Origin of the sequence: Pyrinomonas sp. (assembly GCF_040289685.1) — a bacterium.
In the GTDB taxonomy this organism is placed as follows: Bacteria; Acidobacteriota; Blastocatellia; order Pyrinomonadales; family Pyrinomonadaceae; genus Pyrinomonas.
Genome location: NZ_PSLQ01000033.1, coordinates 17,051 through 35,753 on the forward strand (window position 1 = coordinate 17,051; position 18,703 = coordinate 35,753).

13 protein-coding genes are annotated in these 18,703 nt (G+C 60.8%); 9 read left to right on the forward strand and 4 right to left on the reverse strand.

All coding sequences use genetic code 11. The features are described 5' to 3' along the window. Nucleotides 1–2: 2 nt before the first annotated feature. Nucleotides 3–1,706, reverse strand: coding sequence for a hypothetical protein (locus tag C4334_RS08630; protein ID WP_352431683.1), 1,704 nt, complete (start codon nt 1,704–1,706; stop codon nt 3–5). A 278-nt stretch (nt 1,707–1,984) separates the two neighbouring features. On the opposite strand from C4334_RS08630, the gene C4334_RS08635 reads away from it, so the two are divergent. Continuing rightward, entirely contained in the window at nt 1,985–2,995 is a 1,011-nt protein-coding gene (locus tag C4334_RS08635) for an alpha/beta hydrolase (RefSeq protein ID WP_352431684.1), read from the forward strand. 158 nt (nt 2,996–3,153) lie between these two features. Here C4334_RS08635 and C4334_RS08640 read toward each other — a convergent pair whose 3' ends face one another. Both C4334_RS08640 and uvrC read right to left on the reverse strand, forming a co-directional pair. After that, nucleotides 3,154–4,107 carry an MBL fold metallo-hydrolase gene (locus C4334_RS08640; protein WP_352431685.1) on the reverse strand — a complete coding sequence of 318 codons (954 nt, stop codon included), beginning with the start codon at nt 4,105–4,107 and terminating at the stop codon, nt 3,154–3,156. Between the two features lie 59 nt (nt 4,108–4,166). After that, the gene (uvrC, locus tag C4334_RS08645) at nt 4,167–6,176 is read right to left on the reverse strand and encodes an excinuclease ABC subunit UvrC (RefSeq protein ID WP_352431686.1); all 2,010 of its coding nucleotides are present in this window, start codon (nt 6,174–6,176) and stop codon (nt 4,167–4,169) included. Nucleotides 6,177–6,264: 88 nt separating this feature from the next. Between uvrC and C4334_RS08650 the strand changes: the two genes are divergently transcribed. Next, nucleotides 6,265–7,206 (forward strand): carbohydrate kinase family protein, encoded by a 942-nt coding sequence (locus C4334_RS08650; protein WP_352431687.1) that lies wholly within the window; start codon nt 6,265–6,267, stop codon nt 7,204–7,206. Nucleotides 7,207–7,320: 114 nt separating this feature from the next. Here the strand turns inward: C4334_RS08650 and C4334_RS08655 are convergent, their stop codons facing one another. Next, entirely contained in the window at nt 7,321–8,043 is a 723-nt protein-coding gene (locus C4334_RS08655) for an SRPBCC family protein (RefSeq protein WP_352431688.1), read from the reverse strand. Between the two features lie 393 nt (nt 8,044–8,436). Here C4334_RS08655 and C4334_RS08660 point away from each other — a divergent pair, with 393 nt between their 5' ends. The 7 genes from C4334_RS08660 to dacB all read left to right on the forward strand — a co-directional run bounded on the left by C4334_RS08660 (nt 8,437) and on the right by dacB (nt 18,535). After that, complete coding sequence (locus C4334_RS08660; RefSeq protein ID WP_352431689.1) at nt 8,437–10,137, forward strand: amidohydrolase; 1,701 nt, start codon at nt 8,437–8,439, stop codon at nt 10,135–10,137. 198 nt (nt 10,138–10,335) lie between these two features. Continuing rightward, the gene (locus C4334_RS08665; protein ID WP_502943427.1) at nt 10,336–12,819 is read left to right on the forward strand and encodes a glycoside hydrolase family 31 protein; all 2,484 of its coding nucleotides are present in this window, start codon (nt 10,336–10,338) and stop codon (nt 12,817–12,819) included. 94 nt (nt 12,820–12,913) lie between these two features. Next, nucleotides 12,914–14,281, forward strand: coding sequence for a cytochrome P450 (locus C4334_RS08680; RefSeq protein WP_352431690.1), 1,368 nt, complete (start codon nt 12,914–12,916; stop codon nt 14,279–14,281). Nucleotides 14,282–14,471: 190 nt separating this feature from the next. Beyond that, complete coding sequence (locus tag C4334_RS08685) at nt 14,472–14,681, forward strand: Trm112 family protein (RefSeq protein WP_352431691.1); 210 nt, start codon at nt 14,472–14,474, stop codon at nt 14,679–14,681. 7 nt (nt 14,682–14,688) lie between these two features. Continuing rightward, nucleotides 14,689–15,804 carry a glycosyltransferase family 9 protein gene (locus tag C4334_RS08690; RefSeq protein ID WP_352431692.1) on the forward strand — a complete coding sequence of 372 codons (1,116 nt, stop codon included), beginning with the start codon at nt 14,689–14,691 and terminating at the stop codon, nt 15,802–15,804. A gap of 53 nt (nt 15,805–15,857) precedes the next feature. Next, nucleotides 15,858–16,850 carry a D-glycero-beta-D-manno-heptose-7-phosphate kinase gene (gene rfaE1 / locus C4334_RS08695; protein ID WP_352431693.1) on the forward strand — a complete coding sequence of 331 codons (993 nt, stop codon included), beginning with the start codon at nt 15,858–15,860 and terminating at the stop codon, nt 16,848–16,850. A 68-nt stretch (nt 16,851–16,918) separates the two neighbouring features. Then, nucleotides 16,919–18,535 (forward strand): D-alanyl-D-alanine carboxypeptidase/D-alanyl-D-alanine endopeptidase, encoded by a 1,617-nt coding sequence (dacB, locus tag C4334_RS08700; RefSeq protein ID WP_352431694.1) that lies wholly within the window; start codon nt 16,919–16,921, stop codon nt 18,533–18,535. Nucleotides 18,536–18,703: the final 168 nt, after the last annotated feature.

Below are 18,703 nucleotides of genomic sequence, written 5' to 3' on the forward strand. Positions count from 1 at the left end.
AGTTAGTTTTCGTCCGAAGGAACATCCTGATCGCCCATCGGCTCTTCGTCTTCCGGCATGGCTGGTGGCTCGCGCCGTTCGTCGAGGATGCGGAGCACGGTGCAATGTTCGTCAGCGTAAACCTCTTCGGCCCAACCGCTATCGATCATATTGCCATAGAAGGCGTTGTGGATCTCTTGATTATCGGTGAAGACGTAACGGGCGCCGAAGCGTTCGCGTATGATCGGCGCCGGATTGGCTTCGCGGCCCAGCGTGATGTTTTCGTAAAGCCGCGATAATTCTGGGTTTTGGTCGAGCAGGTAAGTGGGATCGAGGCCCGAAACGTAGCGGTGTTCGGAATCGTAAAAGAAGAGTTTCGGGAAATCGTCCCAGTCCGCGTTGAAAACGATCTCGCCGGGTGGGACGTTTCGCCTTAACCACTCCGCTCCGCCGCGATACTCAAACGGATTCTCTTCAGCAGCGATGGTCTGCGCTGTGCCGTAAACGTTGATGCCGAGCGGGACGAGAAGCAGGACGAAGATCGCGCCTGTCACGACCTCGGCGCGGAACAAACTCTTTTTCCGCGGACGTTCGGCTGCTTCGTCAAGCAACGGCTGCAGATCCGCCAACACGTCAGCCGGCAAAGAGGCGAAGGCATGACGCGCCCGCTCCATGAGCGGCTGAAGCGCGAAAGCGGCGAAGAGAACGGCAAACGGCGGCCAGTACTCGACGAAGCGGCGTGATCTTGCCGTGATGACGAGCAGCAACGTCGAGAAGAGCAGGAAGAAAGCCGCGCGCGCTCCGCGCACACGGTCGTTTCTGCCCGTTGCAACGTAGCCGACGATCATGGCGATGAAAGCGACGAGCGAACTGTGAAACAGATACCAGCTTTCGTAAGGATACCATTCAGCGCCGACGCTCGTGGCGAAGTCTCCAGCCGTCATCTTCATCATCAAATGCTCGAAGAAGAGGCGCACGTTCTTTGGGAAGTAAGGGTTGAGGATGAAACCGGCGAGCGCGCCGATCGTGGTCCAAAGAAGCGCCTGCCAGTCGAACCGCCGTTCGCTCCACCAAACAACCGCCACCCATATGAACGCGGCAGCCACCAACGTCACGAACAAGCTGTATGTCCAAACGTAGAGGAATGCAAGCGGCGCGAGCCAACGATAGCGTCGCTCGAAAAGCAGATAGATGCCCACCACCATGAAGACGACCGATATGCTCTGCGCACGCGTCATGCTCAGACGGTAAAGAAAAGGTGCCGAACAGGCGAGAAGCGCTGCCAACCAGATGAGTTGATGTCGGACGCGGTAACGATAAACAAGCCAGTAGCAGGACGTGACGGCGAGCGCGCCGAAAAGCGCAGCGGCGACCTTGGCTCCAAGGCGCATGTCGCCGAAGAGCGAGAACGGAATCAGAAGGATGTGAAAGAGCAGGTGATGATCAACATAGTCTTGCGGATTGAGCGCGGTCAGCGGCAGATACGGAAAAGGGGGTGGGAAATGCCCGCTTTTCAGCCCTTCCCAGAGAAGGCGGCTCCACTTGATGTGGTAGTAGCCATCGACATCGAGTATGGCCGGCGTGCGAAACTGCAAGTAGAAAAAGGCGAAGATGATGACGATCGTCCCGGCGATGAATTGAACCAAGCGCGTTTGACTTTCTTCTTTGTTTGGCTCGACAGCGGGCCGATCGGCGGTTCTCTTTTCGGTGGTTGCGACGTCTTGCATGTGTCAAAGGTGCCAGCGAATCGTTCTTCGTTCACCGCGAAGCGGGAACCTGAAGAAACGATAACATGAACCAGCCGACGACGCGAAGCTCGGCTTCCGACTTTCAACGCCCGCCGCGCGCGGGGTCGCTCGCCTGCGCGCGGAAGTTTCCCACCGTGGCTTGGTTTCGCCTACAATCCAGCGAATTGCGGTCTGATATGGACCGCGCTTTAGAATTTGCGCCCGTCCGATGAAGCTGAACGCGGCGCAAGATTTGAATCATTATTGGAACAGCGAAGATGTTAAACAGAGGACGCATTGTCATCGAGAGTTTAACGAGCGACGTTTTGCGCGGCAACGCGCTCGGCGATCCGACGACGCGCGATCTGTACGTGTACCTTCCGCCGAGCTACGATGCTGATCCGACGCGCCGCTATCCGACCGTGTACGTTCTGACCGGATTCACCGGGCGCGGCCAGATGCTGCTCAACGCGCAACCTTTTTCGCCGAATTTGGCCGAACGGATGGACCTGCTCATCTCGCGCGGCGAAGCGGGCGAGATGATCCTCGTCATGCCCGATTGCTTTACGCGGCTCGGCGGTTCGCAGTACATCAACTCGCCAGCCACCGGAAACTACGCCGATTACCTCGTGCGAGAGATCGTCCCCTTCGTCGACGCCAAATTCCGCACGCTGCCTGAACCGCAAAGACGCGCCATCGTCGGCAAATCCTCCGGCGGCTACGGGGCGTTGGTTCACGGCATGCGCCACCCGGATCTGTTCGGCGTCGTCGCTTCGCACAGCGGCGATTGTTACTTCGAGTACTGCTACCTGCCCGATTTCGTCAAAGCATTCCGCACAATCAAGGGCGATCCGGCGTCGTTTCTCGAACGTTTCTGGCGCGAGGAGAAGCACGGCAAAGACGATGTGCCGACGCTCAACATCATCGCTATGAGCGCTTGTTACTCGCCCGATTCGAGCGCACCGCTCGGCTACCGTTTGCCCTTTGATTTGCAAACTGGTGAGGTCATCGAAGAGGTTTGGCAGCGCTGGCTCGCGCACGATCCCGTACGCGTAGTCGGTGAATACGCCGAGAACCTGCGACGCTTGAAGTTGCTCTATTTCGATGCCGGCACGCGCGATGAGTTCGGCTTGGACGTCGGCGCCTCGATCTTAGCCGAAAAATTGCGTCAACAAGCTATCGCCTTCGTCCACGAAGAGTTCGATGACGGACACTTCAACATCAGTTATCGCTACAATCGTTCGCTCACGCTGATTTCGCAAGCCGTTGGCGCCGAAAAGTTGAGTTAAGCGACGGCGACACCGACCCGCCGAAAAAGATTCGCCGCAAGCCTGCACGCTGTCGATGGGATTCGTCCACAAACAACGGTTATAGCATATATTGCGACAGTGGCTCAGCTTCGCACTCTGCTCGCGTCATCTCACGGCTAGAAGCCGTGGGCTTTCTCTCAAGAGGGCATGTAAACTTCTTCTCCCTCTCGCTGTTCGATCCGCAATTTTCCCTCGGTGGTCGCCAGGTCCAAGTGGGCGACCGTTTCCGAAAGGGCGAGGAACCGGTGCACGTTGTCGACCTCGGGGAAAAGCAGCGCGGAAAGTTCCCAAGCGGTCGCTCCAGCCTTCGGCACGAGGCGCAGCACTTCAGCTTGGCGCTCGCGTACTTGTCGCAAATAACGCGTGAACAACTCCTCGAAGTCGTTCACAGGTTCACCGTGCCCGCCATAGACAAGCGTCGGCGCGAAGTTGCGCAGACGGGCGAGGCTGACCAGATACTCTTCGAGCGAGCGGAATCGGCGGCGCGGGTTGAGCGGATCGGGAGCGAGGATCGGGTTCGGCGTGATGCGCTTTAGAACGCAATCACCGGCGATCACCGTGCGATCGGCTTCGCGAACGAACGAGCAGGAACCAGGCGTATGGCCTGGCGTGTGAACGACGCGCAGCGTGCCGGAGGCGAACTCCAACTCCTCTTCGTCGCGCAGTTCGCGCCACTGGTCCGGTTCTAACCCGTCGGCATAGCGGCGCACGCCATCGTAGAGTTTTCGCATCGCTTCGATGACCCCGTTGGGCACCCCAGCGCGTGCAAGCAACGCGCGATACTCTTCATACGCCAAACGCGAAGCGAGGTGGCCCGTCTCCCACCCATGCACGAAGACCTCTGCCTCGCGCGCTTCGTTGAGCAGCGTGCGCGCCAGCCCACAATGATCCTCGTGCGTGTGCGTCAAGACGATGCGTTGCAGGTCCAGCGGACGCACGCCAGCGCGCCTCAGACCATCGCGCAGCGCGTCGAGCGCTTCGGGCGTCTTCGGCCCAGTGTCGATCAGGGTGAGAGGTTCGTCCAGCACGAGATAGACGTTCACCGGCCCAACGTCGAAAGGGGTCGGCAGAGTGATTTGATGAATTCGCATCGAGTCGGAATCGCTTTCGTCTTTAATTTTCGGCCCCACTTCTCGGCAGAACCGCGCGCTCACTCCCTCTTGCGCGTCGCGCGACGGCGGCGGCGCGTGCCGCTTAGCAATGGTCTTCCCTGTTGATCGAGCGCGCGAATGGGAGCGAGATCATCGGCTTCGCCGCGCGGATCGACGAGGCTGGTCGTCACGGCAGCGGGATCGAAAGCGCCATCGCTTGCCGCTTGATCGCGGCGCGCCGAAACCTCGCGTTGACGAGCAAAGTGCGCGACGATCTGCTCGGCGGTTGCGCGTCCGACAAAAGGCGTTAGCTCTGCGATGCTCGCCTGCGCGATGCGCGTAATCGAACCGAAGCTACGAAGCAATCTGTTCTTGCGCTTTTCGCCAACGCCGGGAATGGCCGTCAGTTCCGAGGTGAAGTCGCGCAGCGCGCGCCGCTTGCGATGGTAAGCGACCGCAGCACGGTGCGTCTCATCGCGTATCATCTGGACCAGATGAAGCACGGGCGAATGCGCATCGAGCCTGAGGGGATCGCATTCGCGTCCGTGCACCAGCAAGTGCGAGACATCGTTATGCCGTCCGGGCGGCTTGACGACGCCGACCAGCGGGATGGCTTCGAGATCGAGTTCGCGCATGGCGCTGGCCGCAGCTTGAAGTTGCGCTCGTCCGCCATCGATCAAAACCACATCGGGCAGCGGCTCTCCCTCTTCCAATTGACGGCGATAGCGGCGAAAGACCGCCTCGCGCATTGCCGCCGGATCGTTCGCGCCCTCCACCGTCTTGATGCGAAAACGTCGCCCTTCGGCGCGATTGATGCGCCCGTTTTCGCAGACGACCAACGCCGCTACCGTGTCTGTGCCGGAGATGTTCGATACGTCGAAGGATTCGATGCGCGCCGGGTAGCGCGGCAATTCGAGCGTCTCTTGCAGCTCTTCGAGCACGCGTTGCATGTCGGGTTTGAGGATGCGGAAGCGCTGCTCGAAAGCGAGTCGCGCGTTCTTTTCCACCAATTCGACCAAATCGCGCTTCTCGCCGCGTTGCGGGACGATGATGTGAACGCGCCGTCCGCGCCGCTCGCTCAAAGCGCGTTCCAGTAATTCGCGGTCCTCGAAATCGAGGGGCACGTAAATCTCACGCGGCACGTAGTCGGTCGAGTAGTATTGGGCCAGCACTTCGCTCAGAAAAGCCGATGGATCGAACCCTTCTTCCGATAAGTCTTCCCAGAAGAACTCACGCCGTCCGACGACGCGCCCCTCGCGCATGGTGAACAGTTGCAGCGCCAACCGCGCGCCCTCGCGATGGTACCCGAAAACGTCCACATCGCGGTCAGGCGAAGTCGCCATCTTCTGCTGCTCGGCGAGCGCGAGCACCGTGCTGCGCATGTCGCGGTATTTGGCAGCCAGTTCGAAATTCATCGCCTCCGCCGCCGCATACATGCGCCGCTCCAGTTCTTCGACCAGCTCTTTGTTCTTGCCTTCAAGGAACAGGCGCACGTCGCGCACAGCCTCTTGGTATTGCTCTGGCGAACATAGCTCTTTGACGCACGGTCCGAGACAACGCTTGATGTGATATTCGAGACACGGGCGCGGCAACTTGCCGTCGATGTCGATGTCGCACGTGCGCAACTGAAAGGTGCGGTTGACGAGATCGATGGTGCGGCGGGCAAGACTTGCCGGCAGAAAAGGGCCGAAATAGAGCGCGCCGTCGCGTTCGATGCGGCGAGTGATCATGACGCGCGGGAAAGGCTCGTTGACGGTCAATTTCAGGTGCGGATATTGCTTATCATCTTTGAGCAGGACGTTGTAGCGCGGCTTGTGCCGTTTGATCAGGTTCGATTCAAGCACCAGCGCCTCGACTTCCGTGTCGGTGACGATGAACTCAAGATCGGCGATGCGTCGGACAAGCTCGCGCGTCTTCACATCGAGCGCGCGATTCGATTGAAAATAAGAGCGCACGCGGTGGCGCAGGTTCTTCGCCTTGCCGACGTAGATGGGGCGGCCCGCGGCGTCCTTGTAGATGTACACGCCCGGGTCGGTCGGCAGCGATTGAAGCTTCTCTTCCAAAACCATGATCCGTCTGGCTCGCTCAAACGAGCGCGCACGCTTTATGATTACCTTCTCAATTGTACCCAATTCCGCGATTCGGAGCGAACGACTCATGCGTTTTCCGCTCGCTTTGCCTGAAAGAAGGGAGTTCGATTGCGTCGGCTTCGGACTCAACGCCTTCGACCATTTGATCGTCGCGCCGCAGTATCCGACCTTCGATACTAAAACGCGCTTTGTCGCTTACGCGCAATCCGCTGGCGGGCAAACGGCTTCGACCATGGTTGGGTTACAGCGTTTGGGGATGCGCACGGCTTATGCGGGCCGCTTCGGCTCCGACGAAGAGGGGCGTAAAGGGCTTCAATCGCTTATCGAAGAGGGCATCAACGTGGATCGCGCTGAGATCGTTCAAGGTGCACGCACGCAGATCGCCTTCATCATCATCGATGCGCGCACGGGCGAACGGACCATCCTTTGGGACCGCGACGAACGTTTGGCTTACGCCGAATGGGAAGCGCCAACGGGCTTCGCCGAGCGCGGACGCATACTCCACATGGACGCACATGACCCGCTCGCTTGCGTGCAGATGGCGCGCGAAGCGCGCCGCGCGGCGACGGTGGTCTCCGCCGATATAGACAACATCTACGACGGCTTGCTACACCTTTTGCCGTTGATCGACGTGCTGATCTCATCGGCGGAGTTTCCGCGTCGGCTGACTGGCTTGACCGATGAACGCGCGGCGCTCATGGAGATCAAGGCGCGTTACGGCTGCGCCGTGGTTGGTATGACGCGCGGCACGCGCGGCGCGCTGCTCTACCACGAAAGCCTCTTCATCGAAATGGCGGCGCTGCCTGTGCCCGGCGGATGTCGCGATACGACGGGCGCTGGCGATGCTTTCCACGCCGGCTTTCTTTACGGCCTGTTGCAGGGCGAAGAACTAGAGACTTGTTTGAAGATGGGTTGCGCAGTGGCGGCGCTTAAATGCCGCTCTCTAGGTGCACGCCAGGCGCTGCCGACGCGCGCGGAACTCGAGGAGTACCTTCGGACCATGCCCTAGCCGCGAACGCCGTCGTTTGAAGGCGCACTCGGCAGCGCGCCCGATCTTCAGAGCCAATGCGCGAGCGAAACATTTGCGCAACCGCTTCGCTCGCGCGCCTCAGACGGTGGGACGTCAAGCCGCTTCTTGTCCGCCCGATCCTTCCATCTCGCGCTTGAATCGTTGCAGATCCTCTTCCAACTGTTGTTCTGGATTCTCGCCGAACAAGCGCGCCACCGTCGCGCCGAGCGCACCGCCCGGCGGCGTGTATTCTAACGTAACCTGTATTTCAGTCCCGCCATCAGTTCGACGAAACCGGACCGTACCTGAGTTTTCGACGTCGGCTCCGGGAAGCGAGCGCCAAGCGATCGACTCGTTTGGCCGCTCGTCGATGATCTCAGCGTCCCATTCGACGCTCGTTCCAACGGGCGCTTTCGCTACCCAGTGCGAGCGTTTGGCGTCTTTGACTTCGACCGATTCAAGGTGGCTCATGACGCGCGGCAAGTTCTCGAAGTTGCGCCAGAAGCGATAGACCTCTTCCACCGGACGGTTGACCATGACGCTCTTTTCGACGCGCGCCGATTTTGCGCTCTGCGCTCCGGTAGCTGTATTGACGCCCACCGCTTCGTAGAGATTGCAGTGACCAGTGACGCCACGATAGATGAGCGCGCCACCAGCCAGCGCGAGAGCGATTCCACCGAGCGAGCCGCGCGTCAATCCATATAGAGCTAGCGCGCCGCCGCCGATGGTCGAAAGCAGACGCTCCGTGTCCCCAACGTTTACGCTCAACCGCCCGCTTTCCGTTCTCTTCGGCAACAATTCGGGTTGTCGCATGAGCTCTTCTCTGTTGCTCGCCATTTTCTCCATCATCCCTTTCCCAGTTGTAAAATTCAGACCGCCGCTGAAGCGAACCGTCGCTTTTCGCTGTTTTGAAATCGCTCACTTTTGCTTCGCTTCCAACTTAATAGTCAAAAATCGTGCCGAGCGCGCATTGCGACTCCCTCTTGCTCGTTCCGAATGGAACCGAGATGAATCTACGGTCGATCTTCCTTCAAACGCTCGCCGAAGCGCTGCTGCGCAGCCGCTCAAGCGGAGGCAAGCCATCTTGCGTTTAGAATGTGCCGCCCCAATGCTGAGATCCATCGCCAAGAGCGCACGCGCCAACCAACAGCGAGAAGTTGTTCCGTCCTACAACTGATGGTATAAACTTGGCCGTCTTAGCGAAGAAACGAAACGGTTCAACCCCCAACGATGCACGACGGATCGAAGCTTCTCGCCCTCATCTTCGGCATTCTCTTGATCGTGCCGAGCGGCAAAGCGCAACAGCGCGCCGTGTCGCTCCTGCTGATCAACGGCAAGGTCTTCACGGCAGATGCGCGCGGAACCCTCGCGCAAGCGGTCGCCATCGATGGCGAACGAATCGTCGCCGTCGGCAGCACGGCGCAGATCACGCGCCTTTTTCGCGCCGCACGCACCATTGATCTTCAAGGCAGGTTAGTGACGCCCGGCTTCAACGATGCGCACATCCACTTTTTGAGCGGCGGACTGTCGTTGTTGCGCGTCGAGCTGAACGGCGCGCGCACGCTCGATGAGGCCAAACGTCGCATCGCGCGGCGCGTCGCAGAGCTTCCGCCCGGCGCTTGGGTGTTGGGACGCGGTTGGGATCACACGCTCTGGGGCGGTCAGTGGCCGACACGTCAGGACCTCGATGAAGTCGCACCGAACAATCCGGTCTTTCTGCAGCGCGTTGATGGTCACGTCAGTTGGGTCAACACGCTTGCGTTGCGCAAGGCCGGCATCTCGCGGCAGACGACCGACCCGCCCGGCGGGGAGATCCTGCGCGATGCGCAAGGAGAACCGACCGGTATCCTCAAGGAGACGGCAGCAAGCTTGGTCGCGCGCATCGTGCCTGAACCGTCCCGCGAGGAGAAGATGCAAGCCTTGCGCCGCGCGCTTGAGGAAGCGAAGCGTTACGGCATCACCTCGATTCAAGACAATTCCGGGTACGAAACGACCAGACTCTACCGCGAGCTTCTACGCCAAAATCAATTAACCGTGCGTGTGGCCGAATGGCAAAACTTCGAGGATTCGATCGCGGAACTTCAACGACAGCGGACCGAATTCGCTTCTTTCGGCGATGATCCGCGACGGCTGAAATTGACGGCGCTCAAAGGCTACGTCGATGGAACGCTCGGCTCGCGCACAGCGGCGATGCTAGCGCCATACGCCGACGATCCACATAACAGCGGGCTGCCGCGTCGCTCGTCCGAAGAGCTAACGCGCATGGTCGTCGAACGCGCGCGCGCCGGGTTCCAGATCGCGCTGCATGCCATCGGCGACCGTGCCAATCGCATGGCGCTCGATGCCTTTGAGGCGGCGAACAAAGCTTCAGCAGGCGAGCGCCAGCGACACCGCGTTGAGCATGCCCAAGTGGTCGCGCCGCTCGATTTCGCGCGTTTCCGCGATCTCGGCGTGCTCGCTTCCATGCAGCCATCGCACGCGATCTCTGACAAGCGCTGGGCGCAAGCGCGTTTGGGCCAATACCGTGTGCTCGGCGCTTACGCCTGGCATATGATGCGCTCTTTCAACGTTCGCGTCCCATTCGGCACGGATTGGCCCGTCGAACCGATCAACCCGTATCTCGGGCTGTACGCTGCCGTCACGCGCCAAAGCCCCGACGGCGATCCGCCCGGTGGATGGTGGCCACAAGAGCGTTTGAGCATTCAAGATGCGATCCGCTGTTACACGGCGGAAGCGGCTTACGCTTCTTTCGACGAGGGTGAAAAGGGCGTGATCGCGCCGGGCATGCTCGCCGATCTGGTGGTCCACTCGCGCGATCTTCTGACCGTCGAACCGGAAGAGATACTCCGCACCGAAACGGTGATGACGATCTTCGGCGGACGAATCATCTACGAACGCCGCGCGGCGGAGTCGAACGCGTCGCTTCGCTGATCGGTCGCGCGACGTGAGCGAAGGGGACGGATCGCCCCTTCGGATCGCAATGAATGCGGCTGTAGAGGCAACGAAGGCGATGCGAAAAGCAGAACAGGCGACCGGTTTGTAATCACATCAAGGCACTGTAAACGCAACGAAGGAGAGCGCGGGGCGCTTCCGCGCTTTCTGGAGCGCGATCCTTTAGGGAGAGGCAAGATGTTCAAGCGCAGGTACGTGCCAAGCGTCGTTCAGATAGCGACGCTCATCGTTGTTCTGGCCACAGATGCATCAGCGGCGTGGCGCGCAGCGGGCGACGTTGTTGGCGTCGAACGCCAGCCGAACGGTGTCGTGATCGCTCTATCGAGCGGCGCGCGAGCGGCCATCCTCTTCACGTCACCGGATGTCGTGCGTGTGCGACTCGCGCCCAAAGGCAAATTTGAACCCGACTTCTCTTACGCCGTGGAGCAGAGACCACGCGCCTCGGTTGACGTCCGAGTGCGCACGGAAGGCGAACAGAGCGTACTCCAGACGGCGAACACACGCTTGGTCATTCAACACCGTCCCTTCTCGCTCGTCGTCCTTGACGCGCAAGGAGATGTGATCGTCGAAGACGATCGCACGCGCGCTTACGCTTTCGATTCGGAGACGGGAGCCGTCGAGACCTCCAAAAAACGCCCCCCGACGGAACTCTACTACGGTTTCGGCGAGAAACCGCTGCCCATGTCGCGCCACGGGCAGACGATGGTGATGTGGAACTACGATACCTACGCTTACGATCGCAACACCGATCCGACGTACAAATCGGTCCCGTTCTTCATCGCGCTTCACAGGGGACGCGCTTACGGAATCTTCTTCGACAATACGCACCGCACATATTTCGACATGGGCAAGACCGATCCGGCGCGTTACACGTTCGGCGCACCGGGCGGCGAGCTGAACTATTACGTCTTCACTGGCGGTCGAGAACGCGCGCCGCGCAACATCTTGCGCGACTACACGGAGCTTACCGGGCGCACGCCCTTGCCGCCCATTTGGGCGCTCGGTTTTCAACAATCGCGCTGGTCATATTATCCAGAGGCACGGGTGCGCGATATCGCGCGGACTTTTCGCGAAAAACGCATCCCGTGCGACGTGATCTACCTCGATATCGACTACATGAACGGGTATCGCGTCTTCACTTGGAACCGCGAGCGCTTTCCCGATCCGGCGAAGCTGGCGCGCGATCTGCGTCAACAAGGATTTCGCCTCGTCCTCATCATTGATCCGGGCATCAAGGTGGATGAAAACTACGACATATATCTTCAGGGACGCGCTGGCGGTTATTTCCACCGCGCCGCCGATGGAAGCGAGTTTCACGCGCGCGTCTGGCCCGGCACGTGTGCCTTTCCCGATTTCACCGACCCGAAGGCGCGCGCTTGGTTCGGCTCGCTCTACCGTCAACATCTCGATGAAGGCATCGCCGGTTTTTGGAACGACATGAACGAACCGGCCACTTTTCTGCCCGATGATCTGGCAGAACCACGCATCGCGCACCATCCAGGCAAGACTTTTCCGCTCGACGTGCGGCACGCAGGCGAGGGCATCCTGCCCGATACGCACCGCCGCTACCACAATGTTTACGGGATGCAGATGGCGCGCGCGACCTTTGAAGGCGTGAAAAAGTTGCGTCCCGACCTGCGCCCGTTCGTGCTGACGCGCGCCGCATACGCTGGCGTGCAACGTTACTCCGCGGTCTGGACCGGCGATAACGTCTCGACGTGGGACCATTTGGCGCTCACCATCCCCATGCTCGCCAACCTCGGCGTCTCGGGTGTGCCCTTTGCCGGAGCCGACGTCGGCGGATTCGCTGATTATCCGGTGCCGACCGGGGAGCTTTACGCGCGTTGGTTGCAAGCTGCTGTCTTCACGCCCTTTTTGCGCGCGCATTCAACCGGCAGCCCGACGCGCCATCAAGAGCCTTGGGCTTTCGGTCCGGATTTCGAACGCATCAATCGCGCGACCATCGAATTGCGCTACATCTTCTTGCCTTACATCTATTCTGTCTTTCGCGAACACGAAGAGACGGGCGCGCCCGTGATGCGCCCGCTGTGGTTCGACTACCCAACCGACGCGCGCACCTACTTGATTGAAGATCAGTTCCTGCTCGGGCGTGACATCTTGGTCGCTCCCGTGGTGCGCGAGGGCGAAAGGCAGCGGCGCGTCTATTTCCCGGCGGGCGAGACGTGGATCGATTGGTGGACCGGTGCGCGCTTTCCGGGCGGACGCGAAGCTGTGATCGAAGCGCCGCTCGATCGCTTGCCATTTTTCGTCCGCGCCGGAGCTGCGCTGGCTATACAAGCGCCCGCGCCAAACACAGATGCAGCTCAACAAACGCCGCTCGCCTTGACCGTCGCCATCGGCAGCGGAGAGAGCAAAATCTATCAAGATCGCGGCGACGGCTACGCATACGAACGCGGGGAGTTTCGCCGCACCACGGTGCGCACCGAAGAGGATGCGACGCGCTTGCGCATCACGCTCGTCCATGAGGGCGCGTATCGCGCGCGCGACTTTTCCGCGCTGCAGATGGTCGGGTTGAACGCTCCGCCGCGCGAAGTGCGCATCGATGGACGAAGCGTGGAACGCACGACGTTCGATGCTCAAACCGGGCGGTTGCGCGTCGAGCTTCCCGCAACGGCGCGCGAGATCATCTTGCTTCGTTGATCCTTCTCAGCCTCCCCAGAGCGGCTCGGGCAAGGCTTACAGCACGGGCGAGCGCATCTGGTAGAATTGAGTTCGGCTGGGAGGATCAAAGAGCATGTCGGTTGTCGCCATCCCACCCGGACCGCGCTGTCTGTTGCCGGGGTATCATCTTTTCGCTTTTCGCCGTGATCCGTTGCGCTTTCTCACGGAACTGGCGCGCACCTATGGCGACGTCGCGCAATTCTTCGTCGGTCCACAAAGGGTCGTCCTTTTCAATCATCCCGATCTCATTAAAGAAGTGCTCGTCACGCGCCACGACCATTTCGTAAAAGGGCGCGCGTTGCAGCGGGCCAAGCTGCTGCTCGGCGAAGGTCTATTGACCAGTGAAGGCGACTTCCATCGCCGCCAACGCCGTTTGATCCAACCCGCTTTTCACCGCCAACGCATCGCCGCTTATGCCGACGTGATGGCCGACTGTGCGGTTAAGATGACGCATCGCTGGCGAGACGGCGCAACGGTGGACATCGCGCGCGAAATGATGCGCTTGACGCTGGCCGTGGTCGGTAAAACGCTTTTCGACGCCGAAGTCGAATCAGATGCCGACGATGTCGGGCGCGCGCTGGCGGACTTGATGGACTTGTTCGAACTATTGATGATGCCTTACTCGGAGTTGATCGAACGCTTTCTCATTCCATCACGGCGCAAGTTCGAAAGAGCGCGCGCCAAGCTCGATTCGATCATCTATCGCATCATCGAAGAACGCCGACGAAGCGGTGAGGATCGTGGCGATCTGCTCTCGATGCTGCTGCTGGCGCGCGACACGGATGGCGATCAAGGCGGTATGACCGATGAACAAGTGCGCGACGAAGCGATGACGCTTTTTCTCGCCGGTCATGAGACCACCGCCAACGCCCTCGCTTGGACGTGGTATCTGCTCGCGCAGCACCCGGAAGTCGAGAGGCGTTTGCATCAGGAAGTCGATCAGGTGCTCGGCGAGAGGCTTCCGCGCTTCGCCGACCTACCCGACCTCGCCTATACCGAGATGGTCTTTGCCGAAGCGATGCGCCTCTATCCGCCAGCGTGGGTGATCGGAAGATTGGTCGTGCGTCCGGTGGAGATCGGCGGATATTTCATCCCCGCTGGCTCGCTGGTGCTCGTCAGCCAGTACGTCATGCATCGCGACGCGCGTTACTTCCCCGATCCGGAACGCTTCGATCCCGAAAGATGGCGCCCCGAAAACAAACAGGCGCGCCCACCGTACTCCTACTTTCCATTCGGTGGAGGTCCACGTCGTTGCATCGGCGAAGCGTTCGCTTGGCTGGAAGGGATCATCGTGCTGGCGACCATGGCTCGCTCGTGGCGCATGAGGCTCGTCTCCGGCCAAAGGATCGAGCCGTTGCCGCGAATCACGCTGCGCCCCAAAAACGGCCTCCTGATGCGCCTCGAAAGGCGCGAAAGCGCGTCTTCGGTTTCGTCGAGCTGATCGCGCGTTGGACCGAACGGCTTCGGTGGCGCGGCGTCGAACCATTGGCTCGGAGATGAAACGAACCGCGCAGCTTGGATCCGCTGGCGCGTCGTCGAGTCAGCGACTTTTACTTCGCTTGCCGAGCGGTTCGTCGCGCTGTTAAGCTTCTGAATGCGCGGCCCGCGATCTTCTCGAAGGGGATCCAACGATGGCTCTATCGAAAGAACTGCTGGAGATACTCGTCTGTCCGCTGTGCAAAACCAAAGTCGAACTCAAACCTGACGGGAGCGGTTTGAAGTGCTTGCAGTGCAAGCGCGTTTACCCGATCCGCGATGACATCCCCGTGATGCTCATCGACGAAGCGCAGATCGAGGAGGATCCGACGCCGCCTGCGGGCGAAGCGGCAACTGTACCCTGACGATCAGGTGGAGGAACGACGACATCGAAACGACTTGAACGCCGCGCCGAGCGCAAGCGCCCAACCGCAGCCTCTCGCGCCCGCGCGTTGGAACTGGCGCGAGGTCAAGCGCGTGCTCGTCGTGCGCCTTCGTTCCATCGGCGATGCGGTGCTAGCGACGCCTTCGCTGCTGGCGTTGCGACGGTTCTTGCCCGAAGCGGAGATCGATGTGTTGCTCGAGGATTGGGTGGCGCCTGTGCTCGAAGGTTTTCGCGAAGTCGATCGCGTGATCGCCGTCGAGCGCAGCAATTGGGCGCGCGCCCGCTTGATCGGCACGTTGCGTGCGGCGCGTTACGATGTCGCTTTCAACCTTCACGGCGGAACGACGGCCACCTTTTTGACCAAGGCATCCAACGCGCGCCACCGCGTCGGATTCGCAAGTTATCAATACGCGCGGCTGCACAACCATCTGGCGCCGCCTCCAGCACAGATCTGGCAGCAACCGAACACCCACTCGGTCGAACAACAACTGGCGCTGCTTGGCTGGACCGGCGTCCCCGTCAGCGACCGCCCGCGAACGCGGCTGGCGGTAACGACTCACGCAGACGAAAAGACAAAGCGTCGCTTGTTGGCCGAAGGTTTGGATGACGCACAGCCCTTCGTTCTGATGCACCCGGCTGCCGCTTTCGAATCGAAGACGTGGCCAGCGGAAAGATTCGCGCGCGTCGCCGATCACCTACGCGCGCGCGGATTGCGCACGGTCGTCGTGGCGGCGCCCGACGAAGCCGAGATCGCGCGCGAGGTGGCTGCACGCGCGCACGGACGCATCATCCAGTTCACAGACCTTTCCCTTCCCGAGCTGATTGCGCTGGCCCACCGCGCGCACATTTTCATCGGCAACGATAGCGGAGTCGCGCACATCGCCGCAGCCGTTCGGACGCCGGTGGTCGTCATCTTCGGCTCATCCAACGTCGCGCACTGGCGTCCGTGGACCGATCTTCCGCACGCAGTGGTGCGCGCAGAAATGGCTTGCGCGCCATGCGCTGGATATGAGTGTACCGCTTTTCAGCGTCCTCAGTGCATTCGGCACGTCTCGGTGGAAGACGTGATGACGGCGGTTGACCGCTTGCTTGCCAACAGGTAGCATGGCGCGCTGCTCGCTAATCGCCCGAAGGGATTTTTTACGGAAATCAAGATATGCACCACCTCTCAACACAACGTGCGGCTGAACTTCTAGCGAACATGCGCGGGCGATCGGTGATCGTCTTCGGCGATGTGATGCTCGATGAATTCGTCTGGGGCGACGTGACGCGCATTTCGCCGGAAGCGCCTGTGCCGGTCGTCGATGTACGACGCGAATCGGTCCGCTTGGGCGGGGCGGCCAACGTGGTGGCCAACTTGCGCGCGCTCGGCGTTGAAGCAACGCTGGTCGGCATCATCGGGCGCGACCGCGCCGGAGAAAGGGTACGAGCCGAGCTACAAGAAATGGGGGCCGACGACGAACAGCTCATCGTCGACGCGACCCGCCCGACAACGACCAAAACGCGCATCATCGCCCACAGTCAACTCGTTGTGCGCGCGGACCGCGAACGGCGCGCGCCGGTCTGCGCCGAAATCGAAGAACAACTGATCGAACGCTTGCAGCGGGCGCTTCGACGCGCCGATGCTTTCATCGTCTCCGATTACGAAAAAGGTGCCGTGACGCCGCGTACGCTAAACCAAGTGCTTCCGTTTGCCCGAAGCGCGCACGTTCCGACGTTGATCGATCCGAAGTTTCGCAACTTCGACGCTTATCGTCCAGCGACGCTCGTCACGCCGAATCATCATGAGGCTTTGCGTCTTACCAACGGCGACGACGATTCGGAGGCGGGCATCGCGCACGCAGCGCGTTTGATCCGCGCGCGTCTCGGCTGTCACGCCGTGCTCGTCACGCTCGGCGAGCGCGGCATGATCCTGCTCGAAGAGGAGGCGAATCCGCTCCGCGTGCCAACGGTCGCGCGCGAAGTCTACGACGTGACGGGCGCAGGCGATACGGTGATCGCCGCCCTCGGCGCGGGCCTCGCGGCTGGAGCCTCGTTGCTCGAAGCGGCGATGATAGCCAATCACGCCGCCGGCGTCGTCGTCGGCAAAGTGGGAACGGCAACGGCTTCGCCCGAAGAGATCATCCGTTCGATTGAAACGCCGCGCTAGCGAAAGACGAAGGCGCTGCCGCGTGGCTCGAAGACTTCACCGGAAAAACTACGCGAGTGGACCAACTGATGATGACCGATCGTTCGGATGTAACGTCTAAGCGCAGCGCAAAGCTTGCAACCGCGCTCGCGCTTCTGTTGGCGATCTTCACCGGGACGGTGCCAGCGCAAACGACGCCGCGCCCGCCGCAACCTTCGACTCCGAGCGCACAGCCACCGCCGCGCCCGCCGCAACCTTCGTTGCCATTTGCTCCGACGACGACGCGGAGCATCGAAGAACTGCGCGCAGCGATCGCGCAAGTCGTCAATCAGCCGGAGCTGGCGCCCGCGCAAATTGCGGCCAAAGTCGTTTCGCTCGACACAGGGCGCACGATCTTTGAGCTCAACGCCGACAAGCTGATGCAACCAGCTTCCAACATGAAGCTCTATACGATCGCAGCGGCGCTCGACCGCCTTGGCCCGGATTTTCGCTTCGTCACGTCCGTCTATGCCCCAATGCGTCCCGACGCGCAAGGGCGGATAAGCGGTGACCTCGTCATCTACGGGCGCGGCGATCCTTCTTTCGCCGCGCGTTTTTACAACGGCGACTACTACCGCGCCATTGATGAACTGGCCGACAAGATCGTTGCCGCCGGCGTGCGGCGTGTTGCAGGCGATTTGGTCGGCGACGAAAGCTACTTCACCGGCATGCCGTTCGGGTCCGGTTGGGAAGTGGATGACTTACAGTGGTATTACGGCGCCGAAATCAGCGCGCTGACGGTCAACGACAACGCGCTCGACCTTTCAATCAAACCAGGAGCGCGCATCGGCGATGCGGGCACGATCACCACCGGACCGGCGACTTCGCTTCTGACGATCGTTAATCGAACGACGACCGGTCCCAAGGGGACGCGGCGCGAACTCGCCATCTACCGTCCGCTCGGCGAGAACGTGCTCGATGTGGAAGGAACGATCCCCGCAGATGATCCCGGCTTTTCGGCAAGCGTTTCGATCTCACATCCGGCGATGTTGTTCGTCTCGATGCTTCGCGCGGCGCTCGAAAAACGCGGCGTTGAGATCCGCGGCAAAACGCGCGTCGTGGATGCGCGTTCGCCTCGCTTGATGCCTGCGGTCTCGCTCGTTGAAATCACCAATCGGCCATCGCCGCCGCTCAGCGTCGTGGCCGCGCAGGTACTCAAGCCAAGTCAGAACCTTTACGCTGAACTGGTGCTGCGCGCGCTCGGCAACGCAACGCGTACCGATCCGAGGCAGCAGAGCGAGGAGGCTGGCATCGAAGCCGTCAAACAGTTCTTGCGCGCCGCGGGCATCGATGAGACAAGCGTGCAGATCGTCGATGGTTCAGGTCTGTCGCGCGGCAACCTGGTCACGGCGGAGGCAACGACGCGCCTTCTCATCTATATGTTTCGTCACCGGCACGCACAAGTCTTCCGCGACGCGCTTCCCATCGCAGGCGTGGACGGAACTTTGCGCAACAGAATGCGCGGTACGGCGGCAGCGGGCAACGTGCGCGCTAAAACGGGTACGATCAACAACGCGGCGTCGTTGTCTGGCTACGTGACTACGGCGGCGGGCGAACGGTTGGTCTTTTCGCTCATCGTGAACAATCTGCCGCGCGAAGCAGAGGCGCGCCGCATCTATTTGGATGCGGTTGCGGTTTTGCTGGCGATGTTCGCCGGAAGGTCCTGAAACGTAGTCCCTAAACTCCATACCGCATTGCTCATAAGTAGAGTTGCGGGCGATATTCGCCGGGCATCCCTGAAGCTCCGAGCTCGCAGCGTCGCGATCACGAGCGCTTTTAGCTATGGGCTCAATTGACTCTACGATCGCCGCTTTGCTAACCTCGATTTCGAGCGA